Here is a 25,407-nt window from a genome sequence, read left to right as displayed (position 1 = left end):
TAGAGGTGATTATGTTACAGAAACACGAAAACGTAATAAGTATGACTGTACTAAGCCCGCAAGCCACCCAACAGCTGATGCCATCGTTCTCCTCCTTGCCCCACACGCAACACGCCGACGGCAAATATCGCCTGCGCCGTTATTCGGTCGTTAAATACCTCAACCCCAACGTCGCCGAAGTGGGGCCGCGCACCTTCATGCAGTCGGATCAGATCAACCACTTCCAGGGCAATGTGGTACGCCGCTTCGAACCTATCGACAGCGCCGTGTTGCAGAGCGCCGGCATGGCAGAGATGTGCAACCTGTTTGCAGAAAGCAACGAACTGCCGGAAGGCACCGAGATAGAGATCCACCAGATGCGCGTGGTCGCCATCGAGAAAGACACCCAGGTGGCGCCGGAAGGCATTCACCAGGACGGTTTCGACCATATCGCAATGATCGCCATTCATCGGCACAACATCGTCGGCGGTGAAATCATGCTGTATGACGACAGCCACCACGACCCTTTCTTTAAAAAAGCGCTGGCGGACGGTGAAGCCGTGCTGCTGGCGGACAGCAAACTGTGGCACAACGCCACGCCGATCAACGCCGTGAGCCCGGAAGAAGAAGGTCATTTGGATCTCTTTGTCCTCACCGCGCGGGGGGAGAAAGCATGACCTTTACCCCCGAGCTCGCCCGCGCCCAGTTCAGCGCGCTGTCACAGCAGATCGACGGCAAACCGGCCATCTTTTTCGACGGCCCCGGCGGTGCGCAGGTTTCACGGGGCGTGCTGGAAAAAATGACCGACTACCTGGGAAGGTACAACGCCAACCTGGGCGGCCACTATTTCTCGAGCCGGGTCACCGGCGAGGTGATGGGCCAGGCGCGGGAATCGGTGCGCGCCTTGTTAAATGCGCCGTCGCCCGACAACATCGTCTTCGGCATGAACATGACCACGCTGACTTTCCATCTCAGCCGCATCATCAGCCGCGACTGGCAGGCCGGCGATGAAGTCATCGTCACCGCACTGGATCACTACGCCAACGTCTCCAGTTGGCAGCAGGCTGCCGCTGACAAAGGAGCCGCGGTACATCAGATACCGCTGGATAGCGCCGACTGCGCATTGGATGCCGCGAAAGTGTGCGAGCGCATCAACGCCAACACCCGTCTGGTGGCGGTCAGCTACGCCTCCAACGTCACCGGCAGCATCGTCGATATCAAAACCATCGTCGAAGCCGCGCATCGGGTCGGCGCGCAGGTGTATGTCGACGCCGTGCACTATGCGCCGCACAACCTGATTGACGTGCAGGCGCTGGGCTGTGACTTCCTGGTGTGCTCCGCCTACAAGTTCTTTGGCCCGCACGTCGGCATGGCCTACATCGCGCCGCAGTGGTTGCAGCGCCTGCGCCCTTACAAGGTCGAGCCGGCCACCGACGTCGGCCCCGGCCGTTTCGAGACCGGCACGCAAAGCTTCGAAGCGCTGGCCGGCGTCGCGGCCGCTATCGAGTATCTGGCGCAGTGGGGCACGCCCGGTGCGCCGTTAAGGCAGCGTCTGCAGGAGAGCTTCGCCGCCTACCACCAGCATGAAGAGGCGTTGTGCAGCCACTTCCTGCAGCGGCTGCAACAACTCGACGGCGTGCGGCTTTATGGCAACCCTCAGGCGGACAGCGCGCGCCGCACGCCGACCTTCGCCCTGACCTTCAGCGGCCATACGCCTGACGCGATCGCCCGCCGCCTGGGGCAGCACAACATCTGCGCCGGCAGCGGGCATTTCTATGCGTTGGGCTTGGTGCAACAGCTGGGGTTGCAGGACGGCGGCGTGCTGCGCATCGGCATGATGCACTACAACACTCGGGGCGAGATCGATACGCTGTTCAACGTGATCGCCGAAGATATTCTCAGTTAATCCGGCCATATCGGCCCGTTCATCTTATTGGGCGGGCCGAATCAAGTATCAAACTGCCAGCCTTTTCTTCCACCGCGTCCACGGCGCACAGATGCGTGCCTTTCTTTCCCCGCGTTACGAAATGCGAAGATAACGAACATATAATGCCGGAACGGGAAAAAAGACCGGGATCGGCGCATCGTGCGGTTGTCACCGGATACGGCGGAGGCAGCACATTGCGCGCATTCTCTTTTGACTCGGCAGTGGGCATAATGACAAACACGGTCTGGATCAGATGAGTATGAATGGTGAAGTCGCAGCGCATTACGTTAAATGACATTGCTGTACTGGCTGGTGTCACCAAAATGACGGTCAGCCGCTATCTGCGCACGCCGGACAGGGTTAAACCGGAAACCGCTGCGCGCATCGCCGCCGTGATCGAGGAAGTCGGCTATCAGGCCGATCCTGACAATCCCGCCCTCTATTCCAATAGCCCTCCCCTCATCGGCGTTCTGGTTCCTTCTTTTAACAATCTGATATTTGCTGATGTCCTCGCCGGCATTGAATCCGTGACGTCTGTACAGGGTTATCAGACGCTGGTCGTCAATTATGACTACAACAGCAAACGCGAAGAGGAGCAAATTGCCGCGATCCTGGCTTTTAAGATAAAAGGGCTGCTGCTGACCGAGTCGGTTCATAGTCTGCGGGCGGAAAAATTCCTGAAGACGGCAAAAATACCCGTTGCTGAAATCATGGGGCTGTCAGGCAATGCAGATCGAATTAACGTGGGTTTTGATAATGTGAAAGCCGGCTACGATATGACCACCATGTTGCTGGCCAGCGGTAAAAAACGCATTATCTATTTTGGTTCAATGTCTGATATCCGCGATGAACAGCGTTACACGGGATATTGTCAGGCAATGGCTAACCATGATTTACCTACCGGTCGTATTTCCCCCAATAAGATCTCTTCCATTTCGATTGGGACAGGCATGATGACGCTTGCGAGCCAGATGTATCCGGATATGGATGGAATTCTCTGTACCAACGACGATCTGGCCGTTGGCGTGTTACAGGAATGCCTGGCAAACGGTATCAGCGTTCCAGCGCAAATTGCCATTGCCGGATTTCACGGTCTTGAGATCGGGCAGATCATCACCCCCCGGTTAGCCAGCGTACTGACGCCACGGTATGAGATGGGAAAAGTGGCAACAGAGATCATAATAAAAAAAATTAAAGGGCTGCCGACCATTGAACGTGTCGATCTCCACTTCCGCCTGTCAATGGGGGAGACAATATAGCTTTCCCCGCCAGTGACTTCATCACTGGCCATAGCTGCCCGCGTCGTCAGAAGAACATCGCTCGCTATCCCGGCCAGAAATTCGGCCAGATGGCGCCACCCACCTGACCGAACGCCCCCTTAACGTGCCTTGCGGCGCCGGAGCCAGAATAGGACCAGCAGAATAATGACGACCGCCGCGACGGCCATGCCAGGCAGAATCATCGGCTGTGCGCGCGCCAACAGCGGTTTCGGGCCCCCGGCGCGAACTTCACTCACGTCGGCCTCGCTCACGCTCAGCGTGCTGTTGCCGTATTTCTGCAGCACAAAGTTAGCGATATCGGCAACCTGCTTATCCGTCAGCTCTCCGACATAGGAACCGGCGCCAAAGCTCGGCATCAGTACGTGCTTGCCGTCAACCCGGCGATCAACCCCCTGCAAAATGGCGGCAATCAGGTTTGACGGGTTGTTCGCGGCCGTGGTGGAGTTGTTGAATAGCGAAGGGTAAGCCTGGTTCAAACTGCCGCTGCCGTCCGGCTGATGACAACTGGCGCAGTAGCCGCTGTAGAGCGCCTCTCCGCTATTGAGCGTGTGGTTGGCGTTGGGCGAATTCATGCCGCGGAGATGGGGCTCAACGTTGTAGTGCGCCTGGCTAAGGCCATTGCCCTGGCGCCCCTCGCCCTGTGACGGCACGGTCTTCAGGTAAGTTGCAATCGCCCGCAGCTGCCGGTCGGTCAGGTATTGGAAGCTGTGCTCAACGGCTTCAGCCATTGGCCCCGCAGCTTGTGCGCGCCCTTCCGCCCGACCGGTTTTCAGGTAGTCCACTAACTCCTGCTCGCTCCAGTCGCCGATCCCTTCCTGGCGATTGGCGGTGATATTCGGCGCGTACCAAGCCCCCAACGATGCCCCCATCAGGAAGCGCGAATTGTCTTCCGCCATCAGCACATTACGCGGCGTATGACAGGTTCCGCAGTGAGCCGGGCCCTGCACCAGCGCGGCACCCTCGTTCCACGCCTCACCTTTCGTCACATCCGGGGTGAAACGCCGATTGTCCAAATAAAGCATGTTCCACACCGCCATGGAGAGGCGGATGTTGAACGGAAACGGCAGATCGGTTTGGCGCTTGGCCGGCTCATCGACCGGGGCAACGCCATGCATGAAATAGGTATACAACGCGTGGATCTCGTCATCACTCAGACGGGTATAGGCGGTGTAAGGCATTGCCGGATAGAGATACGTCCCATCTTGCCGGATCCCAGAGCGCAGAACCTCGGCAAACGCCGCTTCAGAATAGCCGCCGATGCCGTATTTTACCGATGGGGTTATATTGGTGGCGTAGATAGTGCCCATGGGAGAAGCAATGCCGTACCCCCCGGCAAAAGGCTTGCCCTGCTGCTGCGTATTCGTATGGCAGGCCATGCAGTCCGAGGCGATAGCCAGCGCTTGCCCTTTAGCGATCAGATCGCCGTCCTGGGCATGCGCCGCGAAGCCGCTTCCCAGCAGCAGCGTCGCTGCCAGCGAGTGGGTGATTTTATTCATTTGCTCTCCAGGGCGCGCAGTACGTCATTGGCCGCCTTGAGTCCAAGCGCCGCCATCGTCAACGTGGTGTTGACAACGCTGGCTGAAACCATGGCGCCTCCACCCGGGATCCAAAGGTTGTCATGATCGTGGGCGCGGCAATTGCCGTTCACCACCGAGTTCGTGGGATCGCTGCCCATGATCGTGCCGCCCATAATGTGGTTGTTGGCATTCAGCTTGTCGTTAATCACAAACTCTTGCGCATCGAACAAGTCGCCAATCTGCCGTAGCTGGATTTTGACCACTTCCAGCCCTTTACGCACATAATCGCCGACGTCGTAGTGGATGTCCGGGCAGGCCAGGCCATGCTTGTCTTTGCGGGTGGGGCTCAGGGTCAGACGGTTGTTCGGGTCCGGCAGCGGTTCCAGGCTGATGGAGAGATCCACCGAGCGGCTGGCGCGATCGCGCACTTCATCCTGCAGCGCCTTGCCGACCTTGCCCGTTTTCAGGACTTCAAGGGCGGAGGGGATCACCCGGTTGATGTTGTTGATGATGATCTTGTTGGCGGAGTGGTCGCTGCGGAACGCGCCGTCACGATACCCCACCATGCAGCTGCTCTGCGCCGGGCCGCGGCCAACCCACAGGGCCTCTCGCGCCAGGAAGGAGCAGTGCAGGCCAGAGTGATCCATCATGTTGCGCCCCACCTGATCCGAGCTGTTCGCGATGCCGTTCGGGTTCTTTTCGTTGGCCGCCAGCAGCAGTAAGCGCGGGTTCTCAATCCCATTGCAGGCCAGAACGAACGTTTTACCGATCGCCCGATGGGAGTTATGCGCCGTGTCGTACCAGTGAACGGCGGTGACGCGGTTATTGTCGTCGGTGTCAATTTTGTACACCACCGCCTCGGGGATCACCTTCGCCCCCTTGTGTTCGGCCCGTTCAACGTGGTGAATGCCGTTGTACATCGCCCCGATAGGGCAAATCGGCTGGCAATTGTTATTGCCGCAGCAGGTGGGCCGTCCGTTCCAGGGGCGGGTGCTGCGGCCTTGCGGAATGGGCACCGATTTAAAACCGTGAGGATTAACAATCTCAGCAATGCGTCTGTCGCCGTAGGCCCAGGGCACCATGTCCATCGGGTAAGGCCCGCTGCGTTCCGCAGGGGACTGCCACTCCGGATTATTCGGGCCGGCAACGCCTATTTCCTCTTCGGCTTTCGCGTACCACGGTTCGATATCTTCGTAGGAAATAGGCCAGTCTCTCCCCACGCCATAGAGGGATTTCATGCGAAAATCATTGGGATGGTTGCGCCAGCAAGAAGCGGCCCAGTGCCAGGTGGTTCCCCCCACCACACGCAAATAGCCCTGTTTAAAGCCTGAGCCATTGGGGCCGGTCAGTTTGATATAGTCGTTCTCCGGGAAATAGAGCGGCGCGGTGGCGTACTCCGATTGCGGGTAAAGCCCCTGAAAATCCGACCCCGCACGATTGTGCAGTGGCATATTGCGCCAGTTTTCCACAGCCTGTGCGCGCTCAATGCGCGGGCCTGCCTCAAGCACCAGCACCGAGTAGCCCTGGCTCACCAAAGCATCCGCCATCAGACCGCCCACAATACCGGAACCAACAATGACGACATCGGCCTCTGCATCGCCGGAAGCATTAATTATTGGGCTTTTCACACGCGGTCCTCATATTTTTTATCGGCTACGGCAGGCAAATCTGTTGCGGGAATGGAAGGTTGGCGGGTAACGCCCGGCGGCAAGCCGGTCCACCACAGCGGGCCAAAATTGCACCAGGTCGGCACAATCAGGGCATCCTGAACCGTGCGATACATCAGCGCCTCTTTATAACTAATCAGCTGACCCTGCTCAGCGTTTGAAGGATCTACGGTTCCGGTATACCACGCGGTCACGATCGCCTGGATAAGCTCCCTCTGCCCCTGTTCAATCGCATGTCGGTTCAAGGCTTCCGCATCGGTGGCTTGCTGGCACAGAATGAACAGGTCGTTGAGTTGCGAGTTCAACTGCGGAAAATGTTCGCGCAGTGCGGAAAAATAGCGGGCGGAGAGTGTGACGTCCAAATCGTCAAACTCGGTAATTTTTCTCGAAATTTGCAAAAATTGCGCGTATTCAACGGGCGAGGCGGCAATTTGCGTCCGTTCGGCATAGGTTATATTTGAATAAGGCAACAGGCTGGCGGCGACGATGACGCCCACCATTTTCCCCAGCGCCTCCCTGCGGGTAAGCACGATTTGCAACGACATTATTAGCTCCGAAATAATTTATTTTTATATAGTTTTTTTTAATATCTATCAGAACGCAGGCAAACCAAAATAAAAAATTGTGCTAATGGGGAGGAACCGCATTAAAAGATCAAGGCGTTATGGGATTGGCTACATCGACTACAGAGGTAAACTCCGGCCTTAATGATGTCATCTGAACCTGAAGCAAATATCCCTGTAAATAATACGGCGTAATCTCTGCCGTACATTTATTCAACCCAACTCAATCTTTAAAAGTTAGGGGCTATGGCTTTGACGGGAAAGGCGCATTCTTCGGAATCGCTGCAGACGGCGGATGAGCAAGGCTTTCCGCCGGGCAGCCTGAAGTAGCGATACCAGCCGCCGCTGAACGTCTTGCTACGTCAGCAGGGCGCCGTCGATTTTCGCCACAATTTTACGCAGAACTGCCGGCGTTGTGCAGGTACTCATCGGGCGATGCAGCTCCCCCGGAAAGATAACGGCCAGTTCACCGGGTTGCAGGTGGATGAGAGTCTCACCGGGGATCGCCGGGCTAAACCCAAGGTCGTGCGCCTCGTTAAATGGCTCACTCAGGGGCAAAGGCAGCCCCAGAACCCCGGCGCCAATCACTTCTCTCCCTTCCAGGACAAGATGGATATCCAGATACTGGCGATGAAACTCCGGCTTCTGGTCGGCTAACAGTTTGGTTTCCCCTTCAACGACGTTAAAGAACATCTGTTTACCCTGCACCTGATAGTGGCCGACAGGTAAATTGTACGGCTCACTTTCAATAATGCTGGCCAGCATTTTTCGAATGGCTGCCGGATAGAATTTATTATTTACGGCAGTGGTTAAGGCATCAATAATCATAATATTTTCTCTGGTAGAGATCGATTCGGCATTTCACCGACAAGAACAATGTCTGGGTATTTTTATGGCAACAGGCAATCTCGGCGTAATTACGGTAGAATCGCTATTCGATCGTTCTACGGGCGCCACTATGAATAAGCCACAAAGCAAACCGCTTTGTTGTTAATATTTACAACCTATCACCACTGTGAGTAAACTCCACCTGAAAGGCTATTCGGCATGGTGAAATAAGTCATGACCTATCTCACGGTTTTTAGCCGCTTAAAACTGTGACAAAAGTCACTTAATTAAGTGTTACGAAACAACGTTACTTATCCTGTGATCCACGGCAGAAAATCACTGGATATTCACCGCTCACACCAAAATCGATCGATTCCGCCTTCTCCCCCTACGGGCATAATGAGTTATTTTCCCCGATAGTCACTGACAGAAACCACGAAATTGCACACGAGATCACGCCAGCAGTAACATGCTTTTTTAACACTCTTTGGCGTGATGCAGATCGCAAAAATAAGCGGTAAAAAAACGTCTGATACAGGGTATCCCCTATTTTTCAGACAGGATCGCAACGATGCACACTGACACTCAACCTACCATTTTGCTTATCGCGCCGGTGATGGATGCTTTGCAAGCCGCGTTGGACGCCCGCTACCGGGTATTCCGTCTCTATGAACAATCAGATATTCCAGCCTTCCTGGTTCGCCATGGCGCAGACGTTCAGGCGGTGGTCACCCGTGGTGATGTGGGGGTAACCCGAGAGACGCTGGAGCAGTTGCCGCAGGTGGGCATGATTGCTGTCTTTGGCGTGGGAACCGACGCTATCGATCTCAACTACACCCGGGAACGCCATATCAGCGTCGGGATCACCGCCGGCGTGCTGACCGATGATGTGGCAGATCTGGCTCTGGGGCTAATGCTGTCCGCCAGCCGCCGCCTCTGCCAAGGGGACCGATTTGTACGCGAAGGCCGCTGGGAAACGACGCCGCCACCGCTGGCGACCAAAGTGAGCGGTAAACGCATCGGTATTTTCGGCATGGGGAATATTGGCCAAGCCATCGCCCGCCGGGCGAAAGGCTTCGATATGACCATCCTGTATACTGACCGCCAGCGCAAAGAAGGCCTGGATTACCAGTGGTGCGCCGATCTGCACACGCTCGCAGCGCAGAGTGATTTCCTGGTGATCGCGGCATCCGGCGGTGCGGAAAACCGCGGGATTATTGATGCCAGCGTATTTAACGCCATGCCCGAACGCGCCTGGCTTATCAATATCGCCCGCGGCAGCCTGGTCGATGAGGCGGCGCTGATAAAGGCGTTACAAAATCATGTTATCGCCGGGGCCGCTCTGGACGTCTTTGAAAACGAACCCCATGTTCCGACAGCGTTCTTTGCTCTCGAGAATGTTCTGCTTCAACCCCATGTGGCCAGCGCTACCGTAGAAACTCGTCAGGGAATGAGCCAATCCGTTTTGGATAATCTGGCAGGTTATTTTTCACATCAGGATATTCCTGGGTTAATTCAATAAAAATGATCGTTTGAGTTACGAATAATCATTTTTATCCGCCAACTCAATATCCTCTGTGAATGGCGGATATCATCGAGACGCTATTATGACCGATAAAATACCAGGAACTCGCTGGCTGCGGGTTATCGCGCCGATCCTTATCACCTGTATTATTTCATTTATGGATCGCGTTAATATCAGCTTTGCTCTGCCGGGCGGCATGGAACAGGATTTAGGCATTACCAGCCAGATGGCTGGCGTGGCCAGCGGTATCTTTTTTATTGGTTATTTATTTCTGCAAATCCCTGGCGGACGACTTGCGGTTTACGGTAGCGGAAAACGTTTTATAGCCTGGTCGCTCGTGGCCTGGGCGATTGTCTCTATCGCCACCGGATTCGTCACTCATGAATATCAACTGCTCGTGCTGCGTTTTATTCTCGGGATCTCCGAAGGGGGAATGTTGCCCGTCGTGCTGACCATGGTAAGCAATTGGTTCCCGGAAAAAGAACTGGGGCGCGCCAATGCCTTTGTCATGATGTTTGCCCCACTAGGGGGGATGCTGACCGCCCCGGTTTCCGGCGCGATTATTGCCACTCTCGACTGGCGCTGGCTGTTCATTATCGAAGGCTTGTTGTCGGTCGTGGTGTTGACCATTTGGTGGCTGGTGATCAGTGACCGTCCGGAAGAGGCGCGTTGGCTACCGGCGAAGGAACGCGACTATTTATTGACCGAACTGGCCCGGGAGCGCAAAGCGCGGGAAGGGAGGGTGCCGGCAGCGAAGGCGCCGTTAAAAGCGGTGTTTCGCAACAAGGGATTGATGCGCCTGGTCGTGCTGAATTTCTTTTACCAGACCGGAGACTATGGGTATACGTTGTGGCTGCCCACCATCTTGAAAAACCTGACCGGTGGCAGCATGGCCAATGTTGGGGTATTGGCGATCCTGCCGTTTGTTGCCACTCTGGCGGGGATTTATGTGATTTCGATGTTCAGCGATCGCAGCGGTAAACGCCGTTTGTGGGTCAGGATCTCCCTGTACTGTTTTGCAGCGGCGCTGATAGCCTCAGTGATCCTGCATGAGCATGTGGTGGCCGCCTATATCGCGTTGGTGGTGTGCGGCTTCTTCCTTAAAGCGGCGACCAGCCCCTTCTGGTCAATTCCCGGACGCATTGCGGCGGCGGAAGTGGCGGGCAGCGCACGCGGGGTGATCAACGGGCTGGGCAACCTCGGTGGGTTTTGCGGCCCCTATCTGGTAGGCGTCATGATTTATCTGTACGGACAGAACGTCGCGGTTTGCGCGCTGGCGGCATCGCTGTTGCTGGCAGGAAGTATCACCTTTCTGCTGCCGAAAGAATGCGACCGCTCCTGCGAAGAAACGGACAACCGCCTGCCATCCGGGGCTAAACAGAAGTGGAGTTAAACGGTAATGGCGCGCTGTGGGCAGTAACGGCGACTCACACCCGCATCAGGATTGGGCGGCGCGTTGTATTATCGCGGTTAAATGCCAGGCCAATGGCTTGAGCGACTCACAAGCCAACCCGCACCAAACGGTGATGCAATCGTTGAGAATCAGCTTTTTAAAAACGGTTATAACTCAATGGGGTGATGCATAGGGAGATTGGAGCGGGTGAAGGGAATCGAACCCTCGTATGCAGCTTGGGAAGCTGCCGTTACTCCATCTCTACATTGTACTTTTCTTGTAACTGATCCTGTGAGAATACAGGAACAGAATCATGGCGATCAAGGGCAATCAGTACCTATACCAAAACAGGGACGGCATTTGGATCTTTCAGGTGTTTGTCCCAAAGTACATGCGGGCAATCTGCGATGGGAAACGCGCCTTCAGGAAAAGCACTGGAACACGGGATTTGGTGCAAGCGCGTAATTTTCGTGACCACATGATCATTGAGTTCAACAAGATCAAAAGTCAGCTTAAACCTGATACGCCTGAAATCCGTGTTCAACGAGGCATTGCCGCCATTCATTCTTTGACCGGAACACAGCCAAAAAGAACGGCGGTTATTCCATCCACAACGACAAATAAGCCACAACTTGAGCAGGCTCCTCTTGCCTTAGCTACGGTTAGGGACGAGTACCTAGCGGAATATCAGGACAAGCGTCAGCTTGCCACACTGTCTAAAACACTACTCAGCGTTAACCTATTTCTTGAAGCTGTAGGCGAGCCAAATATCGCACTGAAGGAGATACGAAGAACACAGGTTTCTGGCTTCATCAAGGAACAGAAGCGGCAGAAGTCCTCCCAAACTGTCCAGAACTACCTATCAAGCCTTTCGGCGGTTTATGAGTACGCCCGGCGCTGTTATGACGGTATCCCTGCTGATTGCCCCTTCAAAGGTCATGCGTTGGAGGCAAAATCCACAGTCGAGAGCTACGAACCTTTTACTATTGAAGAAACAACAAAACTGCTTAACACGGCAGACGATGAACTGAGGGATGTGATCCTAATCGGACTGTATCAGGGGATGCGTTTAGATGAGATCTGTAGCATTCGGTGTGTCGATGTGATCAGGGATGACGGTGGGTTATCGCTCCACATTAGCAAGAGCAAGACAAAGGCGGGGATTCGCACAATTCCGGTGCATTCGCTAATTGTGGGAGTGATAGAAAAGTATCTGAGCCGGGGTAATGAATATCTTTTGCCAAGCGCAAACAACGTTACCCGCAGCGATGGAAAGAAAGCCCCTTATTTCAGTCAGAAATTTACCCGTTTGAGAAATCGTGTCTTGCCTGCTGCGAGCGATAGGCAGTGTTTCCACAGTTTGCGGGGAATGTTTATCACCTGTTTGGACAGGCACAACGTAGATGACAGCAGGATAGCCGCGCTTGTGGGCCACACTCAGAAAACCATAGCAAAACAGGTCTACAGCCAAGGGGCTGGGCTGGGTGATTTAAGAAAGATCATAGAGTTGGTGGATTATGATGGGTTGCCCTACCAAAACGAGTAAACTTTTTCAGAAATGGAGCGCCCCTTGGGCGCTCCATTGAGTATAAATGTAACTATGGTTTTTTCTTTTGAGGCTTCGGATAGTTGATAGTATCCGTAACCGTAGTTTTAGGGTTTTTCTTAACTTCTTTCTCAGTCACAAATTGACCAGTAATCGCACTACGACCAACTTTACGTTTTGACATGAGGACAACCTCTCTTAGATTTTAGGTGTGAGGGCGCATATGCGCCCTCGATGTTTGGTTTCTTCAACCAGCAATGGAAGACTGGTTGTAAGATGCCATTACGCCCTCGTTATAGCCTTTGGCATATGCTGCCTGCGGGCTTTTGTGGCGAACAGTTCCGGCTTGGCTGTCAGGCAAAGCATCAAGGTCAACCCATACTTGAGGGCTACGATTAAAGCCGTGCTGAAAGCCTTGTTCATAAGCGCAACCGCAGCACTTATGACGACCAGAACCACCTTGATCTTCAGGTAGTTGAACAAACATTGGAGAGTACCGATGACGGTTGTAACATATAGCCATTCTGTATTGCCTTAGCCCTTCAGGGCACAAAAAGGTTTTACAAGGCCCGTCTATGCTGTCTACAATCCGATTTGTCGAATGTAAGAAAGTAGCTAGCTAACGGTTAACTAAGGGTCGCCAAACTCTTAGAGGCCTTGCTTCTAGGAAAGCCGAGTTCACAATGTGGATTCGGCTTTTTTATTGCCAAGGAGTTTCAAAACACTATATGTAGTGCCCCTTAATTCCTTAGGTAACAAGATAGTGAGAAAAAACGGCGTTTGCAAGTGAACAAACTCGGGCTAATTTGTGGATAACTTGGGGGTGAAATGTAACTTGCCGCGCGAAGCGCGCGCCGTGACTGGCGCGACAAGCTTGTCAATAAGCGTGATTAGATTTTACTGAAAAACTGAAAAAACCGATCGTTCGACGTTTTATGAAACGTTAGAAAAAAACGGCATATTTAACCGATTTAATATTCCAAAACTCAGATTTCATGCCTGAATAGGGGTGAACTGGTTTAAATGATAACTTTTTTCACTTAGAGTCTTCTGTATCAAACGACTTAGCGTAAGGGCATTTGCCCTTTGTGACGAACTGGAAGCTGTGGATCGAATCCTCGTAGATGCAAAGCGTTTTCCCGTTGGATAGCTTCTCACTAGTTGGATTGCTGATCGTAATCCTACCGGCATGTGCTGGTGATACAGCTACCGCGGCCAACAGCATGATCATTTTCATGGTGAAGATCTTGGTGTATTTCATACCAACTCTCCCAATGAATATTTATCAGCGAAATTATCCACCTTGGCCTGTGTAGCGCCGATGTAATGCAAGGTAGACGCCAAAGACTTGTGTCCTAATGCCTTGGAGATTACAGCGATATCGTCAATCCCAACAGTGTTATTGTCGTGTATATCTTCAGGCGTGCTTGCTGTTGGGCTATTTGAAGGCTTAACGCTTTGTGCTTTATTTCCAACAGTAGGACCTGATTCATTTTTTACTTCCCCAGTAACGGATTTATCAGCGGTATCATTCTTAGCGGCTTGTTCGATTGGGTTAACAGTGTAGAGGTTGGTGTAACCGTGTATCCCATTAGGGAAGCGTGGCTGAAACGCTGGCAGAGCCTGCATATCGTGTGCAGGGACGAAAACCACCATGAACCTGTTAGTGACATCGGGTTTAAATGCGCCTTGCTATGAGCTTTCTATGAGTATTTAGAGCCTACAGTAGGGCTTAGGTTTCTTGTTTTGCTATCGCGGTAAGACGCAGGAACGACCGCCGACGGTTTGATATGGTCACAGATCAACCGCACACCAAACAGTGACAGTTACGGGTGTAGTTCAATGGGGCTGAAAGCATTGTAGGTGAGAAATCACCTATGCTGAAAGCGATTATAAATCAATTATTTGATTTATAAGGAGATATTGGAGCGGGTGAAGGGAATCGAACCCTCGTATGCAGCTTGGGAAGCTGCCGTTCTACCATTGAACTACACCCGCATCGGTGTGCGACAGGCATTATAACCGGTTATCGGCGGCGGGCAAGCGGAGATGGCGCGTAACTGTCGATGTTTTAAGCGGTTAAGTCCCGTAAACGAAAAAAAACCGGCGCAGTCGCCTGCACCGGTTGTTGCACGCTAAACGGGATTATTTCTGTGGGCGCATCGCCGGGAACAGAATCACGTCGCGGATGGTGTGGCTGTTGGTGAACAGCATCACCATGCGGTCGATACCGATGCCCAGACCGGCAGTCGGCGGCAGGCCGTGCTCCAGTGCGGTGACATAGTCTTCGTCGTAGAACATCGCTTCGTCGTCGCCGGCGTCTTTAGCATTCACCTGATCGGCGAAGCGTTGCGCCTGGTCTTCGGCGTCGTTCAGCTCGGAGAAGCCGTTGCCGATTTCACGGCCGCCGATGAAGAACTCAAAGCGGTCGGTGATTTCCGGGTTCACGTCGTTGCGGCGCGCCAGCGGCGACACTTCAGCCGGGTACTCGGTGATGAAGGTCGGCTGAATCAGATGGCTTTCCGCCACTTCTTCGAAGATCTCGGTCACGACGCGGCCCAGGCCCCAGCTCTTCTCAACCTTGATGCCGATGGATTCAGCGATGGCCACCGCTTTGCCCATGTCGGCCAGGTCAGCCAGATCGGTTTCCGGACGGTATTTCTTGATCGCCTCGGTCATGGTCAGCTTCTCGAACGGCTTGCCGAAGTCGAACACTTCGTCGCCGTACTGCACCTGAGAGGTGCCCAGCACTTTCTCGGTCAGGGTGCGGAACAGGGTCTCGGTCAGCTCGATCAGGTCTTTGTAATCCGCGTAAGCCATGTAGAGTTCCATCATGGTGAACTCTGGGTTATGACGCGGAGAAACGCCTTCGTTGCGGAAGTTGCGGTTGATTTCGAACACGCGTTCGAAGCCGCCGACCACCAGACGCTTCAGATACAGTTCCGGCGCGATGCGCAGGTACATGTCGATATCCAGCGCATTGTGGTGGGTGATGAACGGACGCGCGGACGCGCCGCCCGGGATCACCTGCATCATCGGGGTTTCGACTTCCATGAAGCCGCGTTCCACCATGAAGTTACGGATAGCGGACATCACCTGCGAACGCACCTTGAAGGTGTTGCGCGATTCTTCGTTGGCGATCAGATCCAGGTAACGCTGGCGGTAACGGGTTTCCTGATCCGCCAGGCCGTGGAATTTGTCCGGCAGCGGGCGCAGCGCTTTGGTCAGCAGACGCAGTTCGGTGCAGTGGATCGACAGTTCGCCGGTCTTGGTTTTGAACAGCTTGCCGCGCGCGCCGAGGATATCGCCCAGGTCCCACTTCTTGAACTGCTCGTTGTACACGCCTTCAGCCAGATCGTCGCGTGCGACGTACAGCTGAATGCGGCCGCCCACGTCCTGCAGCGTAACGAAGGATGCCTTGCCCATAATGCGGCGGGTCATCATGCGGCCGGCGACGGTCACTTCTACGCCCAGCGCTTCCAGCTCTTCGTTGTCTTTATCGCCGTACGCGGCGTGCAGCTTGTCGGAGGTGGAGTCGCGACGGAAGTCGTTCGGGAACGCAATGCCGTTCTCACGCAGGCCGGCCAGTTTCTCGCGGCGGGACTGCAGTTCGTTATTGAGATCCAGCGCCTGATCGGCGCCCTGTACTTGTTGTTCAGACATTTCTATTCCTCATAACCCGGCTTTCAAACTTGCCTCAATGAATTTATCCAGGTCGCCATCCAGTACGGCCTGCGTGTTACGCGTTTCGACGTTGGTGCGCAAATCCTTGATGCGGGAGTCATCCAGCACGTAAGAACGGATTTGGCTGCCCCAGCCGATGTCGGACTTGTTGTCTTCCATCGTCTGCTTATCAGCATTTTTCTTTTGCATCTCAAACTCGTACAGCTTGGCTCGCAGCTGTTTAAACGCTTGATCCTTGTTCTTATGCTGAGAACGATCGTTCTGGCACTGCACCACGATGTTGGTTGGCAGGTGAGTAATACGTACGGCGGATTCGGTTTTGTTGACGTGCTGACCGCCCGCACCGGAGGCGCGGTACACGTCGATACGCAGATCCGCCGGGTTGATTTCGATATCGATATCGTCGTCGACTTCCGGGTAGATGAACACCGAACTGAACGAGGTGTGGCGACGGCCGCCGGAGTCGAACGGGCTCTTGCGCACCAGGCGATGAACGCCGGTTTCAGTGCGCAACCAGCCGAACGCGTAGTCGCCGATGATCTTGATGGTGGCCGATTTCAGGCCCGCGACGTCGCCGTCGGACTCTTCGATCACTTCGGTCTTGAAGCCCTTGGCTTCAGCCCAGCGCAGGTACATGCGCAGCAGCATGCTGGCCCAGTCCTGCGCTTCGGTGCCGCCGGAGCCGGCCTGGATATCCAGGTAGCAGTCGGCGCTGTCGTATTCGCCGGAGAACATACGGCGGAATTCCAACTGATCCAGCTTGCTCATCAGTTGATCCAGCTCGGCGACCGCTTCGTTGAAGGTCTCTTCATCGTCGGCTTCCACCGCCAGTTCCAGCAGCCCGCCGACGTCTTCGCCGCCCTGCTCCAGCTGATCGATGGTTTCAACGATGGCTTCCAGCGCGGCGCGCTCTTTGCCGAGCGCCTGCGCGCGCTCCGGTTCGTTCCAGACGTCCGGCTGCTCCAGCTCGGCGTTGACTTCTTCTAGGCGTTCCTTCTTGGCATCATAGTCAAAGATACCCCCTAAGAACCGCAGTCCGCTCGGACAGGTCCTGAATTCGGTTTTTTACCGGGTTAATTTCAAACATGGTTTCGTTCTTTTACGTTGATGTCGTCGATGGCGGAATGCCATTGGAACCGCTAATTCTAACGGATCCGGGCGGCAGTTTATAGCGAGTTGGTCAGTTTTTGTGGCGATCGGGAAGGATGCCGGGGATTGGAGAGCCCAATCCCCGAATTGTGTTCAATTTCGCCTCAGCGCGGCCAAAGATGCTGGATCAGCAGTTGCACGTTGCGGTTGCCGCGAAACTCGTTGACGTCGAGCTTGTAGGCCAGTTCCACCTCGCGCACGCTGCTGTCCGGCCACAGCGTGGTATCCACGTTGAACGCGATGCCGTCGAGCAGCGGGCCGCCGCCAAGCGGTTCCACCATCAGCTTCAGGTGTTTCTCGCCCACCAACCGCTGCTGCAGAATGCGGAACTTGCCGTCGAAGGTCGGTTCCGGGAACGCCTGGCCCCACGGGCCGCCCTCGCGCAGCAGCTCCGCCGTGGTCAGCGACAGCTCCTGCATCGCCAGTTCGCCATCGGACCAGATCACCCCTTCCAGCATCGCCGGATCGAGCCATTCGCCCACCAGCTCGCCGAAACGCTGGCGGAACTCGTCGAATTTGGCCTCTTCCAGCGACAGCCCGGCCGCCATCGCGTGGCCGCCGAACTTCATCATCAGCCCGGGGTTCAGCATATCCAGCCGCTCCAGCGCGTCGCGCATGTGCAGGCCGGGCACCGAACGGCCGGAGCCCTTCAGGATGCCGTCGCCCGCCGGCGCGAACGCGATCACCGGGCGGTGGAAACGCTCTTTGATGCGCGAAGCGAGGATGCCCACCACGCCCTGATGCCATTCCGGGTGATACATCGCCAACCCATAAGGCAGCTCGGTGCTGGTGCGCTCCAGCTGATCGCACAGCTGCAGAGCTTCCACCTGCATGCCCTGCTCTATCTCGCGGCGCGTCTGGTTCAGCGCATCGAGATCGTTGGCCAGCATGCGCGCCTGCGCAATGTCGTCGCTCAGCAGCAGCGCCACGCCGATCGACATGTCGTCCAGCCGGCCGGCGGCGTTGAGGCGCGGGCCGAGGGCGAAACCGAGATCGTTGGCCGCCAGCTGGCGGGCGTCGCGGTTGGCCACCTCAAGCAGCGCGCGGATGCCCGGTCGGCATTTGCCGGCGCGAATACGGTTTAACCCCTGATACACCAGAATGCGGTTGTTGGCGTCCAGCGGCACCACGTCGGCCACGGTGCCGAGCGCCACCAGATCCAGCAGCTCCGCCAGATTGGGCATCGCCAGCGCGCGCTGCTCGAACCAGCCGCTGTCCCGCAGCCGGGCGCGCAGCGCCAGCATCAGGTAGAACGCCACGCCTACCCCCGCCAGCGATTTGGACGGGAAGGCGCAGCCGCGCAGGTTGGGATTGACGATCGCTTCAGCCGCCGGCAGGGTCTCGCCCGGCAGGTGGTGATCGGTCACCAGCACCTGCATGCCTTTGGCGTGCGCCACGTCGACGCCGGCATGGGAGGAGATGCCGTTATCGACGGTAACAATGAGTTCTGCGCCGCGCGCCGCTGCCTGCTCCACCACTTCGGGGCTCAGGCCGTAGCCGTCTTCGAAGCGGTTTGGCACCAGATAATCGACGGCTGCGCCGCCCATGCTGCGCAGCGCCAGCACCGTCAGCGCGGTGCTGGTGGCGCCATCGGCGTCGAAATCGCCCACCACCATGATGCGGCGGCCGTCGGCCAGCGCCTGTTGCAGCAGGCTGACGGCGTCGTCGATACCGTCCAGCTGTTGCCAGGGCAGCATGCCCTTGACGCTGCGTTCCAGCTCTTGCTCAGCCTGCACGCCGCGCAGGGCGTAAAGCCGGCGCAGCAGCGGCGGCAAACTGGCGGGCAGATGCGTGTCGTCCGCCGCCGGGCGGCGGCGTAGTTGCGTTTTGATACTCACCGGCGATTAACCACCGGCTTTGGTGGCGGCCTGGTGCGCATCCAGCATGGCGGCCATCTCTTTCGGCCCCTGATAGCCCGGGATCATCATGCCGTTTTCCAGGATGATGGCCGGCGTGCCCTGAATGCCGAACTGTACGCCCAGCTCGTAATGCTTGCTGATGTCGGTTTTACAGGTCGCCGGAGAAACGGCGTCGCCCTTCATGGCGGCGTCGAACGCCTTGGCCTTGTCGGCGGTGCACCAGATCGACTGCATGTCTTTTTCAGCCTGGGATGCCAGCCCCTGGCGCGGGAATGCCAGGTAACGCACGGTAATACCCAGATCGTTGTACTCTTTCATCTGCTGATGCAGCTTGTGACAGTAACCGCAGGTGATGTCGGTGAACACGGTGATCACGTGTTTCTCTTTCGGCGCCTTGTACACGATCATCTGATCTTTCAGCGCGTCCATCTTGCTGCTCAGCAGTTGGTTGGTCACGTTGACCGGCTCTTTGCCGCTGACGTCGAACAGCGGGCCCTGCAGGATGTGCTTGCCGTCTTCGGAGGCGTACAGCACGCCGCTGTCGGTCAGCACGGTTTTCAGGCCGTTGACCGGTGAAGGCTGCACGTCCGCCTGCTGGATGCCCAGGCTGGCGAGCGCTTTTTTGATCGCCGCGTCATCGGCATGGGCGGCGCCGGCCACCGAGGCCACCAGCAGTGAAAGCAGCATTAAACCTTTTTTCATTATTCCAATCCTTTCGAACCCGCCGCTCAGGCGCGCGGGTGATGCTGTTGATGTAGCTGTTTCAGTCGTTCGGTCGCTACATGAGTATAAATTTGCGTGGTCGAGAGATCGCTGTGCCCTAACAACATCTGTACGACACGGAGATCGGCCCCATGGTTCAGCAAATGGGTAGCGAACGCGTGCCGCAACACGTGCGGCGACAGACGCTCGCTGTCGATGCCCGCAAGGATGGCATAGTGTTTGATGCGATGCCAGAACGTCTGTCGGGTCATTTGCTGGCAGCGGGTGCTGGGGAACAGCACATCCAGCGTCTGGCCGTTAACCAGCCATGGGCGGCCGTGCTCCAGATAGTTTTCGATCCAGTAGACCGCCTCTTCGCCCAGCGGCACCAGCCGCTCCTTGTTGCCCTTGCCGATCACCCGCACCACGCCCTGACGCAGGCTGACGTCGCTGATGTTCAGCCCCACCAGCTCGGAAACCCGCAGCCCGGTGGCGTACAACACTTCGAGCATCGCCTTGTCGCGCAGCTCCAGCGGCTGATCGACGCAGGGCGCCTGCAGCAACGCATCGACCTGCGCCTCGCTCAGATCCTTCGGCAAGCGCTGCGGCAGTTTGGGAGACGCCAGCTGCGCGGTGGGATCGTCGGCGCGCAGCTTTTCGCGGTACAGATATTGAAACAGGCGCCTCATGGCGCTCAACAAACGCGCGGAGCTGGTGGCCTTGTAACCGCCATCCACCCGCTCGGCGAGAAACGCCTGCAGATCCAGCGCCTGCGCCTGCAGCAAATCGGTCTTCTGCTGGCCAAGCCAGGCGCCCAGGGCCTGCAAATCCAGCCGATAGGAGGCCAGCGTATTTTCCGCCAGATTGCGCTCAAGCCACAGCGCATCCAGGAATTGTTCAATCAGCGCATTGTCTTGCTGTTGCACGCGGTCCTCTCTTTGTTGCATTTCCACCCGCGCCATTATGCCTTAAGCCGGCGCAAATCAGGTATACTCGCTGCAATTCTCTAAACAGCAACGTAACGGTTTACACATGAAGATTGGTCTGTTTTACGGCTCCAGCACCTGCTACACCGAAATGGCGGCAGAAAAAATCCGTGAGATTCTGGGTGAAGACCTGGTCGACCTGCACAACCTGAAAGACGTCTCGCCCAAGCTGATGGAGGACTATTCCATTCTGATCCTCGGCATCCCGACCTGGGATTTCGGCGAACTGCAGGAAGACTGGGAAGCGATCTGGCCGCAGCTGGCGGCGCTGGATCTGAAAGGCAAAATCGTCGCCATGTACGGCATGGGCGATCAGCTCGGTTACGGTGAGTGGTTCCTCGACGCGCTGGGCATGCTGCACGATCACATCGCGCCGTTGGGCGTACAGTTCATCGGCTTTTGGCCCACTGAGGGCTTCGAGTTCACCAGCCCCAAACCGCTGAGCGCCGACGGCAAACACTTCGTCGGCCTGGCGCTCGACGAGGTCAACCAATACGATCTGAGCGAAGAGCGCCTGCAGCAATGGTGCGAACAGATCCTGTTGGAGATGGAGCCGCTGCTGTAGCCGCTATCGGGCGTTCCTCCCCAAACGCCGAGCGCCGGCGGCATGATTCGCGCCGGCGCCCCCTATCAACCTTGTTCGCCGTCACCTGCCGGCGGATACAGCAACAGCTGCCGCAGGTGGCGCCATTCCTCTTTGCTCATGCAGTCGGAAGCCAGCCACAGCCGGCGGCGCTTTTTGCCTTCCATCGGCTGCAACGTCAACAGCATGCCGTAACCCGGCATCCACGGTTTTTTCGCCAGCCGCCACTCGCGGCCGTGCCAGCTGAAACGCCGATCCGCCAGCAGCCGCAGCTCGCCCTGCACCGCGGCGATGCGCTTCTGGCTGCGAATGCACTGAAACACCACCAGCGTCAGCAGCACCAGCCAGAGCGGGCCAAAGCCTTCCGGCCAGGGCGAAATCAGGATCAGCAGGATCAGAACACCGTGGGTCAACAGTGAAAACAGCTGGGTGCGCCAGGAAATGCGGATATCACATCGCCACTGGGCCACGGTCTTTATTTCGCGTTTGGATCAGGGTCACCATTCTCTGCAGCTCGCCGTCCTGCGGCGCGCCATGATTCATCAGCCAGTTGAACAAATCGGGATCGTCGCACTCCAGCAGGCGGATAAACAGCGCCTTGTCCGCGTCATTCAGGCTGTCGTATTCGTATTCGAAGAACGGCATGATGGAGATGTCCAGCTCGCGCATGCCACGGCGGCAAGCCCAGTGAATACGTGCTTTGTTGTTAATATCCATGTTGTTATGACTCACCTCTTTTCAGCGCGGCAGCGCCAGCGCAGGGTTCAAATGACACACTGTATGGCAACGCCGTCGCAATATAATTCCATCAGCCGGGGGGTCTGTGTGCAAGGGTGCCCTGGCCACAAGTCTATAGAGTAACAATTTGACATACACGCCGGGAAGGCGCTTTGTGGCGGAAAACGCAATAAAGCGCAAAATGCCAAAAAAAGCGCCCCCCGGCGCCGCGGCGCGAATAACAGTTTGCAAAGCCCGCCGCCTCTTTTACCATGGGCCCAATACCCTTCAGGTAAGCTAAACGTTGAGCAGGAACTTACTATGGCGCATAACATTCCATTCCCACCCCGTCAGCCCTCCGCTTCCACCCATCTGCCCCTGACGCTGATCTCGCTGGAAGATTGGGCGTTGGTGACGCTGAACGGGCCGGACACGGTGAAATATCTCCAGGGCCAGGTGACGGCGGACATCGACGCGCTGGCGGCCGATCAACACGTGCTGTGCGCCCACTGCGACGCCAAGGGCAAAATGTGGAGCAACCTGCGTCTGTTCCACCGTGGCGAAGGCTTCGCCTATCTGGAGCGCCGCAGCGTGCTGGACAGCCAACTGGCGGAAATCAAAAAATACGCGGTGTTCTCCAAAGTCACCATCGCCGCCGATAATGACGCGGTATTGCTGGGTGTCGCCGGTTTCCAGGCGCGCGCCGCGCTGGCGGGCCTGTTCGCCACGCTGCCAAGCGCTGAGCACCCGGTGGTGCAGGACGGCGAGACCACGATTCTGCACTTCAATGCGCCGGCGGAGCGTTTTCTGCTGGTGACCCGCCCCGCCGTGGCCGAACAGCTGATCGGCAAACTGCATGACCAGGCGGAACGGAATGACAGCAACCAGTGGCTGGCGCTGGAGATCGAAGCCGGTTATCCGGTTATCGACGCCGCCAACAGCGCGCAGCTGATCCCGCAGGCCACCAACCTCCAGGCGCTGGAAGGCATCAGCTTCAGCAAGGGCTGCTATACCGGTCAGGAGATGGTGGCGCGCGCCAAGTTCCGCGGCGCCAACAAACGTGCGCTCTACTGGCTGGAAGGTAAAGCGGCCCGCGCCCCGCAGGCGGCGGAAGATCTGGAGCTGCAGCTGGGGGAAAACTGGCGCCGCACCGGCACCGTACTGGCGTCGAGTCAGTTAGCCGACGGTACGCTGTGGGTGCAGGTGGTGATGAACAACGATCTGGATGCCGACAGCAAGCTGCGGGTGCGCGACGATGCCGCCAGCCAGCTGGCGATCAAACCGTTGCCCTACTCGCTGGCCGAAGAGAAATAATCCGTCGGCCGCAGGCCCCCTGCCTGCGGCCATCTTCGTTACTCGTCCAACTCCCCGTCGCGCTGCACCAGATAGATCAGCACCAAGATGATGGTGACGAAGAAGCGAAACGCGCTCGGCACGCCGTTCCATTGCTGCGACATCCACATGCCGAACCACTCCCCCCCAATCGACATAAAACCGACCTGCCAGGTAAGGAAGCCCAGCGTCAGCCCCGCTACCGCCCATTTTTTTCGGCCGTTGAAAGCGTTGGCGGGCAGTTTCAGGCCGCACAGCAGGCGCAGGCCACCAATCCAGCACAGCAGCGCGGTCAGACTCTCCAACGCAATGATGAAAATATAACCGGCGTGATGCAGCCACGGCGTCTGTATCGAGCGGTAGCCGATGGTGGCCTCGGGGAATATAGTGTCCATCATAAAGACGTGGCGCACGAAGGCGAAGTTGGAGCCGTAGTCGGTGAGGTTACCGAAGGCCACCAGCGAAGCGAACAAGGCGATAGCGCAGACCAGCAGCGCTTTGGATAAGCGAACGATCATCTTGATGAGTCCTGAACAGAGGTTAGAGAAACGGTATGCGGGCTCAGAAATGAAGGACAGGGCTTGCTGGATACCCGAAAGAAGCAAGCGCCTCTTTTTTAAAACAAAAGAGGCGCTTGTTCAATACGCATTCAGATGTAGCGGCAACGCTTAGACGTACAGGTAGATCGCCATGAAGTGGCAGGCGCTGCCGCCGAGCACGAAGCCGTGCCAGATGGCGTGGCCAAAGCGAATGCGCTTGGAAGCGTAAAAAATCACGCCCAGGGTATAGACCACCCCACCGATCGCCAGCAGCGTGACGCCGCCGGCCTCCAGCCGCGTGACCAGCTGATAAATCACGATCAGCGACAGCCAGCCCATCGTCAGGTAGGTCACCAGTGACAGAGCTTCAAAACGGTGGGCGAAGGCCAGTTTGAACAGCACGCCGAGCAGCGCCAACCCCCAGATTACCGCCATCAGGCCCTTCGCCAGCGGCGAATCCAGCCCTACCAGCAAGAACGGGGTGTAAGTGCCGGCAATCAGGAGATAAATGGCGCAGTGGTCAAATTTTTTCAGCCAATGCTTGGCCTTTTGATGCGGGATCGCATGGTACAGCGTAGAAGCGAGAAACAGCAGGATCATGCTGCCGCCGTACAGGCTGTAACTGGTGATGGCCGTCGCATCGGCGCCGGTATTCACCGCCTGCACCAGCAGCAACACCAGGCCGACAATACCGAACACCAGCCCGATGCCGTGGCTGATGCTGTTGGCGATCTCTTCCGCCCACGGATAAGCCGCGGTGACAATCTTATTGTTCCCGGCTTTCACTACGTCCGTTTTTCCCATAACGCGCAACCCCTCAAAATGCCCTGCTTTGTGCGAAATTAACGCAAAGCAGCTTAACTGAGAATAATTCCAGTGTACACGTGTACGCTAAAATAAAAATGTGAACGCGTGTAACCATCGAAATCCCCCGCCCGCTGGTCTACAATCGTCAGGCTTCAACCCACCCACCTTGAGGTTTACACCATGTCATCCGCTGTACCCGCGTTAGATTTCGGTTCAATGACCCAGGCCATCCAGTTCCTGATGGAAATCGATAAGTTGAAAGGCGTACAACGCCGCACCAAGGTACTGGGCACCCAGCGCCAGGAAAACTCCGCCGAACACAGCTGGCATTTCGCCATCGCCGCCATGAGCCTGGCGCCCTACGCCGGTGATGACGTAGACATTCAGCGCGTGATCCAGATGGCGCTGCTGCATGACATCGTGGAAATCGACGCCGGCGACGTGCTGGTCTACGATCTGGCGGCCCGCGCGGCGATCCACGATCAGGAAGTGGCGGCGGCGCGCCGTCTGTTCGGCATGTTGCCGGAGGCTCAGCGCGAGTATTTCACCGCTTTATGGCAGGAATATGAAGACGGCGAGAGCGCCGATGCCCGCTTTGCCTTGCTGCTGGATCGCACCATGCCGATGCTGATGAACCTGCACAATGAAGGCCAGAGCTGGGTGGAAAACGGCATCAGCCTGGAGCAGGTGCTGGCGCGCAATGCGTCGATCGCCGACGTGCATCCCGAGCTGTGGCGCCATATGGAGCAACATCTGCGGGACGCGCAGCGCAAAGGCTGGTTGAAGTAAGGGAGCCGGGCTGCCGCCTCTGCGCCGCAGCCCGT

26 protein-coding genes and 1 tRNA gene are annotated in these 25,407 nt (G+C 56.6%); 9 read left to right on the top strand and 18 right to left on the bottom strand.

Going from position 1 to position 25,407, the window contains the following annotated elements; translation table 11 throughout:
* Positions 1 to 41 precede the first annotated feature (41 nt).
* The 3 genes from ACJ8IJ_RS13980 (at position 42) to ACJ8IJ_RS13970 (ending at position 3,165) form a co-directional block, all read left to right on the top strand.
* Positions 42 to 656 carry a 2OG-Fe dioxygenase family protein gene (locus ACJ8IJ_RS13980; RefSeq protein WP_440484586.1) on the top strand — a complete coding sequence of 205 codons (615 nt, stop codon included), beginning with the start codon at positions 42 to 44 and terminating at the stop codon, positions 654 to 656.
* Positions 653 to 1,885 carry a cysteine desulfurase-like protein gene (locus ACJ8IJ_RS13975; protein WP_442518669.1) on the top strand — a complete coding sequence of 411 codons (1,233 nt, stop codon included), beginning with the start codon at positions 653 to 655 and terminating at the stop codon, positions 1,883 to 1,885. Before ACJ8IJ_RS13980 ends, ACJ8IJ_RS13975 begins: the two co-directional genes overlap by 4 nt.
* A 287-nt stretch (positions 1,886 to 2,172) precedes the next feature.
* Positions 2,173 to 3,165 (top strand): LacI family DNA-binding transcriptional regulator, encoded by a 993-nt coding sequence (locus ACJ8IJ_RS13970; RefSeq protein WP_031300612.1) that lies wholly within the window; start codon positions 2,173 to 2,175, stop codon positions 3,163 to 3,165.
* Between the two features lie 119 nt (positions 3,166 to 3,284).
* On the opposite strand, the gene ACJ8IJ_RS13965 is transcribed toward ACJ8IJ_RS13970, so the two are convergent.
* The 4 genes from ACJ8IJ_RS13965 to ACJ8IJ_RS13950 all read right to left on the bottom strand — a co-directional run bounded on the left by ACJ8IJ_RS13965 (position 3,285) and on the right by ACJ8IJ_RS13950 (position 7,761).
* On the bottom strand, positions 3,285 to 4,682 hold the full coding sequence (locus ACJ8IJ_RS13965) for a c-type cytochrome (RefSeq protein ID WP_265261376.1): 1,398 nt from the start codon (positions 4,680 to 4,682) through the stop codon (positions 3,285 to 3,287).
* Positions 4,679 to 6,331 carry a GMC family oxidoreductase gene (locus ACJ8IJ_RS13960; RefSeq protein WP_004931708.1) on the bottom strand — a complete coding sequence of 551 codons (1,653 nt, stop codon included), beginning with the start codon at positions 6,329 to 6,331 and terminating at the stop codon, positions 4,679 to 4,681. Before ACJ8IJ_RS13960 ends, ACJ8IJ_RS13965 begins: the two co-directional genes overlap by 4 nt.
* The gene (locus tag ACJ8IJ_RS13955; RefSeq protein WP_286093567.1) at positions 6,328 to 6,915 is read right to left on the bottom strand and encodes a sugar dehydrogenase complex small subunit; all 588 of its coding nucleotides are present in this window, start codon (positions 6,913 to 6,915) and stop codon (positions 6,328 to 6,330) included. The genes ACJ8IJ_RS13960 and ACJ8IJ_RS13955 overlap by 4 nt, the downstream gene beginning before the upstream one ends.
* Positions 6,916 to 7,290: 375 nt before the next feature.
* Positions 7,291 to 7,761: a YhcH/YjgK/YiaL family protein gene (locus ACJ8IJ_RS13950; protein WP_015378962.1), complete on the bottom strand. Its 471-nt coding sequence runs from the start codon at positions 7,759 to 7,761 to the stop codon at positions 7,291 to 7,293.
* 571 nt (positions 7,762 to 8,332) lie between these two features.
* Between ACJ8IJ_RS13950 and ACJ8IJ_RS13945 the strand changes: the two genes are divergently transcribed.
* The 3 genes from ACJ8IJ_RS13945 to ACJ8IJ_RS13935 all read left to right on the top strand — a co-directional run bounded on the left by ACJ8IJ_RS13945 (position 8,333) and on the right by ACJ8IJ_RS13935 (position 12,225).
* Positions 8,333 to 9,283, top strand: coding sequence for a 2-hydroxyacid dehydrogenase (locus ACJ8IJ_RS13945; RefSeq protein ID WP_442518670.1), 951 nt, complete (start codon positions 8,333 to 8,335; stop codon positions 9,281 to 9,283).
* An 85-nt stretch (positions 9,284 to 9,368) separates the two neighbouring features.
* Positions 9,369 to 10,679, top strand: coding sequence for an MFS transporter (locus tag ACJ8IJ_RS13940; RefSeq protein WP_015378964.1), 1,311 nt, complete (start codon positions 9,369 to 9,371; stop codon positions 10,677 to 10,679).
* 313 nt (positions 10,680 to 10,992) lie between these two features.
* A complete protein-coding gene (locus ACJ8IJ_RS13935) occupies positions 10,993 to 12,225 on the top strand; it encodes a tyrosine-type recombinase/integrase (RefSeq protein WP_286093570.1) in 1,233 nt (410 codons plus the stop codon).
* A 52-nt stretch (positions 12,226 to 12,277) separates the two neighbouring features.
* On the opposite strand, the gene ACJ8IJ_RS13930 is transcribed toward ACJ8IJ_RS13935, so the two are convergent.
* From ACJ8IJ_RS13930 to xerD, 10 genes are all read right to left on the bottom strand, one after another.
* On the bottom strand, positions 12,278 to 12,409 hold the full coding sequence (locus tag ACJ8IJ_RS13930) for a hypothetical protein (protein ID WP_254901115.1): 132 nt from the start codon (positions 12,407 to 12,409) through the stop codon (positions 12,278 to 12,280).
* A gap of 63 nt (positions 12,410 to 12,472) precedes the next feature.
* Positions 12,473 to 12,712: a hypothetical protein gene (locus ACJ8IJ_RS13925; protein ID WP_238564837.1), complete on the bottom strand. Its 240-nt coding sequence runs from the start codon at positions 12,710 to 12,712 to the stop codon at positions 12,473 to 12,475.
* A gap of 549 nt (positions 12,713 to 13,261) precedes the next feature.
* Entirely contained in the window at positions 13,262 to 13,486 is a 225-nt protein-coding gene (locus tag ACJ8IJ_RS13920) for a hypothetical protein (protein ID WP_348773365.1), read from the bottom strand.
* Positions 13,483 to 13,881, bottom strand: coding sequence for a hypothetical protein (locus ACJ8IJ_RS13915; protein WP_286093571.1), 399 nt, complete (start codon positions 13,879 to 13,881; stop codon positions 13,483 to 13,485). The genes ACJ8IJ_RS13920 and ACJ8IJ_RS13915 overlap by 4 nt, the downstream gene beginning before the upstream one ends.
* 268 nt (positions 13,882 to 14,149) lie before the next feature.
* Positions 14,150 to 14,223 (bottom strand) — tRNA-Gly (locus tag ACJ8IJ_RS13910).
* A gap of 147 nt (positions 14,224 to 14,370) precedes the next feature.
* Positions 14,371 to 15,888 (bottom strand): lysine--tRNA ligase, encoded by a 1,518-nt coding sequence (gene lysS, locus ACJ8IJ_RS13905; protein WP_004931697.1) that lies wholly within the window; start codon positions 15,886 to 15,888, stop codon positions 14,371 to 14,373.
* A gap of 9 nt (positions 15,889 to 15,897) precedes the next feature.
* Positions 15,898 to 16,996, bottom strand: a protein-coding gene (gene prfB / locus ACJ8IJ_RS13900; RefSeq protein ID WP_096242572.1) for a peptide chain release factor 2 whose coding sequence is annotated in 2 segments (ribosomal slippage) — positions 15,898 to 16,920 and positions 16,922 to 16,996 — 1,098 coding nt in all. Because the reading frame shifts where the segments join, the coding sequence is not laid out codon by codon here.
* Positions 16,997 to 17,162: 166 nt separating this feature from the next.
* Positions 17,163 to 18,896 carry a single-stranded-DNA-specific exonuclease RecJ gene (gene recJ / locus ACJ8IJ_RS13895; RefSeq protein ID WP_015378966.1) on the bottom strand — a complete coding sequence of 578 codons (1,734 nt, stop codon included), beginning with the start codon at positions 18,894 to 18,896 and terminating at the stop codon, positions 17,163 to 17,165.
* A 6-nt stretch (positions 18,897 to 18,902) separates the two neighbouring features.
* A complete protein-coding gene (dsbC, locus tag ACJ8IJ_RS13890; protein WP_004931688.1) occupies positions 18,903 to 19,619 on the bottom strand; it encodes a bifunctional protein-disulfide isomerase/oxidoreductase DsbC in 717 nt (238 codons plus the stop codon).
* A gap of 26 nt (positions 19,620 to 19,645) precedes the next feature.
* Complete coding sequence (gene xerD / locus ACJ8IJ_RS13885) at positions 19,646 to 20,545, bottom strand: site-specific tyrosine recombinase XerD (RefSeq protein WP_004931685.1); 900 nt, start codon at positions 20,543 to 20,545, stop codon at positions 19,646 to 19,648.
* Positions 20,546 to 20,651: 106 nt separating this feature from the next.
* Between xerD and fldB the strand changes: the two genes are divergently transcribed.
* Positions 20,652 to 21,170, top strand: coding sequence for a flavodoxin FldB (gene fldB / locus ACJ8IJ_RS13880; protein WP_004931683.1), 519 nt, complete (start codon positions 20,652 to 20,654; stop codon positions 21,168 to 21,170).
* A 65-nt stretch (positions 21,171 to 21,235) separates the two neighbouring features.
* On the opposite strand, the gene ACJ8IJ_RS13875 is transcribed toward fldB, so the two are convergent.
* On the bottom strand, positions 21,236 to 21,658 hold the full coding sequence (locus ACJ8IJ_RS13875) for a protein YgfX (RefSeq protein WP_004931681.1): 423 nt from the start codon (positions 21,656 to 21,658) through the stop codon (positions 21,236 to 21,238).
* Positions 21,639 to 21,905, bottom strand: coding sequence for an FAD assembly factor SdhE (sdhE, locus tag ACJ8IJ_RS13870; RefSeq protein ID WP_004931679.1), 267 nt, complete (start codon positions 21,903 to 21,905; stop codon positions 21,639 to 21,641). The genes ACJ8IJ_RS13875 and sdhE overlap by 20 nt, the downstream gene beginning before the upstream one ends.
* Before the next feature lie 321 nt (positions 21,906 to 22,226).
* Between sdhE and ygfZ the strand changes: the two genes are divergently transcribed.
* Positions 22,227 to 23,219: a tRNA-modifying protein YgfZ gene (gene ygfZ, locus ACJ8IJ_RS13865; protein WP_015378968.1), complete on the top strand. Its 993-nt coding sequence runs from the start codon at positions 22,227 to 22,229 to the stop codon at positions 23,217 to 23,219.
* Between the two features lie 38 nt (positions 23,220 to 23,257).
* Here ygfZ and ACJ8IJ_RS13860 read toward each other — a convergent pair whose 3' ends face one another.
* On the bottom strand, positions 23,258 to 23,755 hold the full coding sequence (locus ACJ8IJ_RS13860) for a DUF2165 family protein (protein WP_049186827.1): 498 nt from the start codon (positions 23,753 to 23,755) through the stop codon (positions 23,258 to 23,260).
* Positions 23,756 to 23,905: 150 nt separating this feature from the next.
* Positions 23,906 to 24,580: a PAQR family membrane homeostasis protein TrhA gene (gene trhA, locus ACJ8IJ_RS13855; RefSeq protein ID WP_021505704.1), complete on the bottom strand. Its 675-nt coding sequence runs from the start codon at positions 24,578 to 24,580 to the stop codon at positions 23,906 to 23,908.
* A gap of 183 nt (positions 24,581 to 24,763) precedes the next feature.
* Between trhA and ACJ8IJ_RS13850 the strand changes: the two genes are divergently transcribed.
* Positions 24,764 to 25,372: an HD domain-containing protein gene (locus tag ACJ8IJ_RS13850; protein ID WP_004931670.1), complete on the top strand. Its 609-nt coding sequence runs from the start codon at positions 24,764 to 24,766 to the stop codon at positions 25,370 to 25,372.
* Positions 25,373 to 25,407 lie beyond the last annotated feature (35 nt).

The sequence above is a fragment of the Serratia sp. CY40230 genome (genome assembly GCF_052168835.1).
Classification (GTDB): Bacteria; Pseudomonadota; Gammaproteobacteria; order Enterobacterales; family Enterobacteriaceae; genus Serratia; species Serratia nematodiphila.
Note: the sequence above shows the minus strand (reverse complement) of the source record. Positions and strands in the feature narration are given on the sequence as shown.

Bases quoted from the DNA above. Each gene is read 5' to 3' on its own strand.
- ACJ8IJ_RS13940 (WP_015378964.1), top strand. From the start codon at position 9,369: ATGACCGATAAAATACCAGGAACTCGCTGGCTGCGGGTTATCGCGCCG.
- ACJ8IJ_RS13950 (WP_015378962.1), bottom strand. From the start codon at position 7,761: ATGATTATTGATGCCTTAACCACTGCCGTAAATAATAAATTCTATCCG.
- ACJ8IJ_RS13975 (WP_442518669.1), top strand. From the start codon at position 653: ATGACCTTTACCCCCGAGCTCGCCCGCGCCCAGTTCAGCGCGCTGTCA.
- ACJ8IJ_RS13850 (WP_004931670.1), top strand. From the start codon at position 24,764: ATGTCATCCGCTGTACCCGCGTTAGATTTCGGTTCAATGACCCAGGCC.
- ACJ8IJ_RS13925 (WP_238564837.1), bottom strand. From the start codon at position 12,712: ATGTTTGTTCAACTACCTGAAGATCAAGGTGGTTCTGGTCGTCATAAG.
- lysS (WP_004931697.1), bottom strand. From the start codon at position 15,888: ATGTCTGAACAACAAGTACAGGGCGCCGATCAGGCGCTGGATCTCAAT.
- ACJ8IJ_RS13915 (WP_286093571.1), bottom strand. From the start codon at position 13,881: ATGGTGGTTTTCGTCCCTGCACACGATATGCAGGCTCTGCCAGCGTTT.
- ygfZ (WP_015378968.1), top strand. From the start codon at position 22,227: ATGGCGCATAACATTCCATTCCCACCCCGTCAGCCCTCCGCTTCCACC.
- ACJ8IJ_RS13920 (WP_348773365.1), bottom strand. From the start codon at position 13,486: ATGAAATACACCAAGATCTTCACCATGAAAATGATCATGCTGTTGGCC.
- trhA (WP_021505704.1), bottom strand. From the start codon at position 24,580: ATGGGAAAAACGGACGTAGTGAAAGCCGGGAACAATAAGATTGTCACC.
- ACJ8IJ_RS13945 (WP_442518670.1), top strand. From the start codon at position 8,333: ATGCACACTGACACTCAACCTACCATTTTGCTTATCGCGCCGGTGATG.
- ACJ8IJ_RS13965 (WP_265261376.1), bottom strand. From the start codon at position 4,682: ATGAATAAAATCACCCACTCGCTGGCAGCGACGCTGCTGCTGGGAAGC.
- sdhE (WP_004931679.1), bottom strand. From the start codon at position 21,905: ATGGATATTAACAACAAAGCACGTATTCACTGGGCTTGCCGCCGTGGC.
- ACJ8IJ_RS13930 (WP_254901115.1), bottom strand. From the start codon at position 12,409: ATGTCAAAACGTAAAGTTGGTCGTAGTGCGATTACTGGTCAATTTGTG.
- dsbC (WP_004931688.1), bottom strand. From the start codon at position 19,619: ATGAAAAAAGGTTTAATGCTGCTTTCACTGCTGGTGGCCTCGGTGGCC.
- ACJ8IJ_RS13980 (WP_440484586.1), top strand. From the start codon at position 42: ATGACTGTACTAAGCCCGCAAGCCACCCAACAGCTGATGCCATCGTTC.
- ACJ8IJ_RS13955 (WP_286093567.1), bottom strand. From the start codon at position 6,915: ATGTCGTTGCAAATCGTGCTTACCCGCAGGGAGGCGCTGGGGAAAATG.
- fldB (WP_004931683.1), top strand. From the start codon at position 20,652: ATGAAGATTGGTCTGTTTTACGGCTCCAGCACCTGCTACACCGAAATG.
- ACJ8IJ_RS13935 (WP_286093570.1), top strand. From the start codon at position 10,993: ATGGCGATCAAGGGCAATCAGTACCTATACCAAAACAGGGACGGCATT.
- ACJ8IJ_RS13860 (WP_049186827.1), bottom strand. From the start codon at position 23,755: ATGATCGTTCGCTTATCCAAAGCGCTGCTGGTCTGCGCTATCGCCTTG.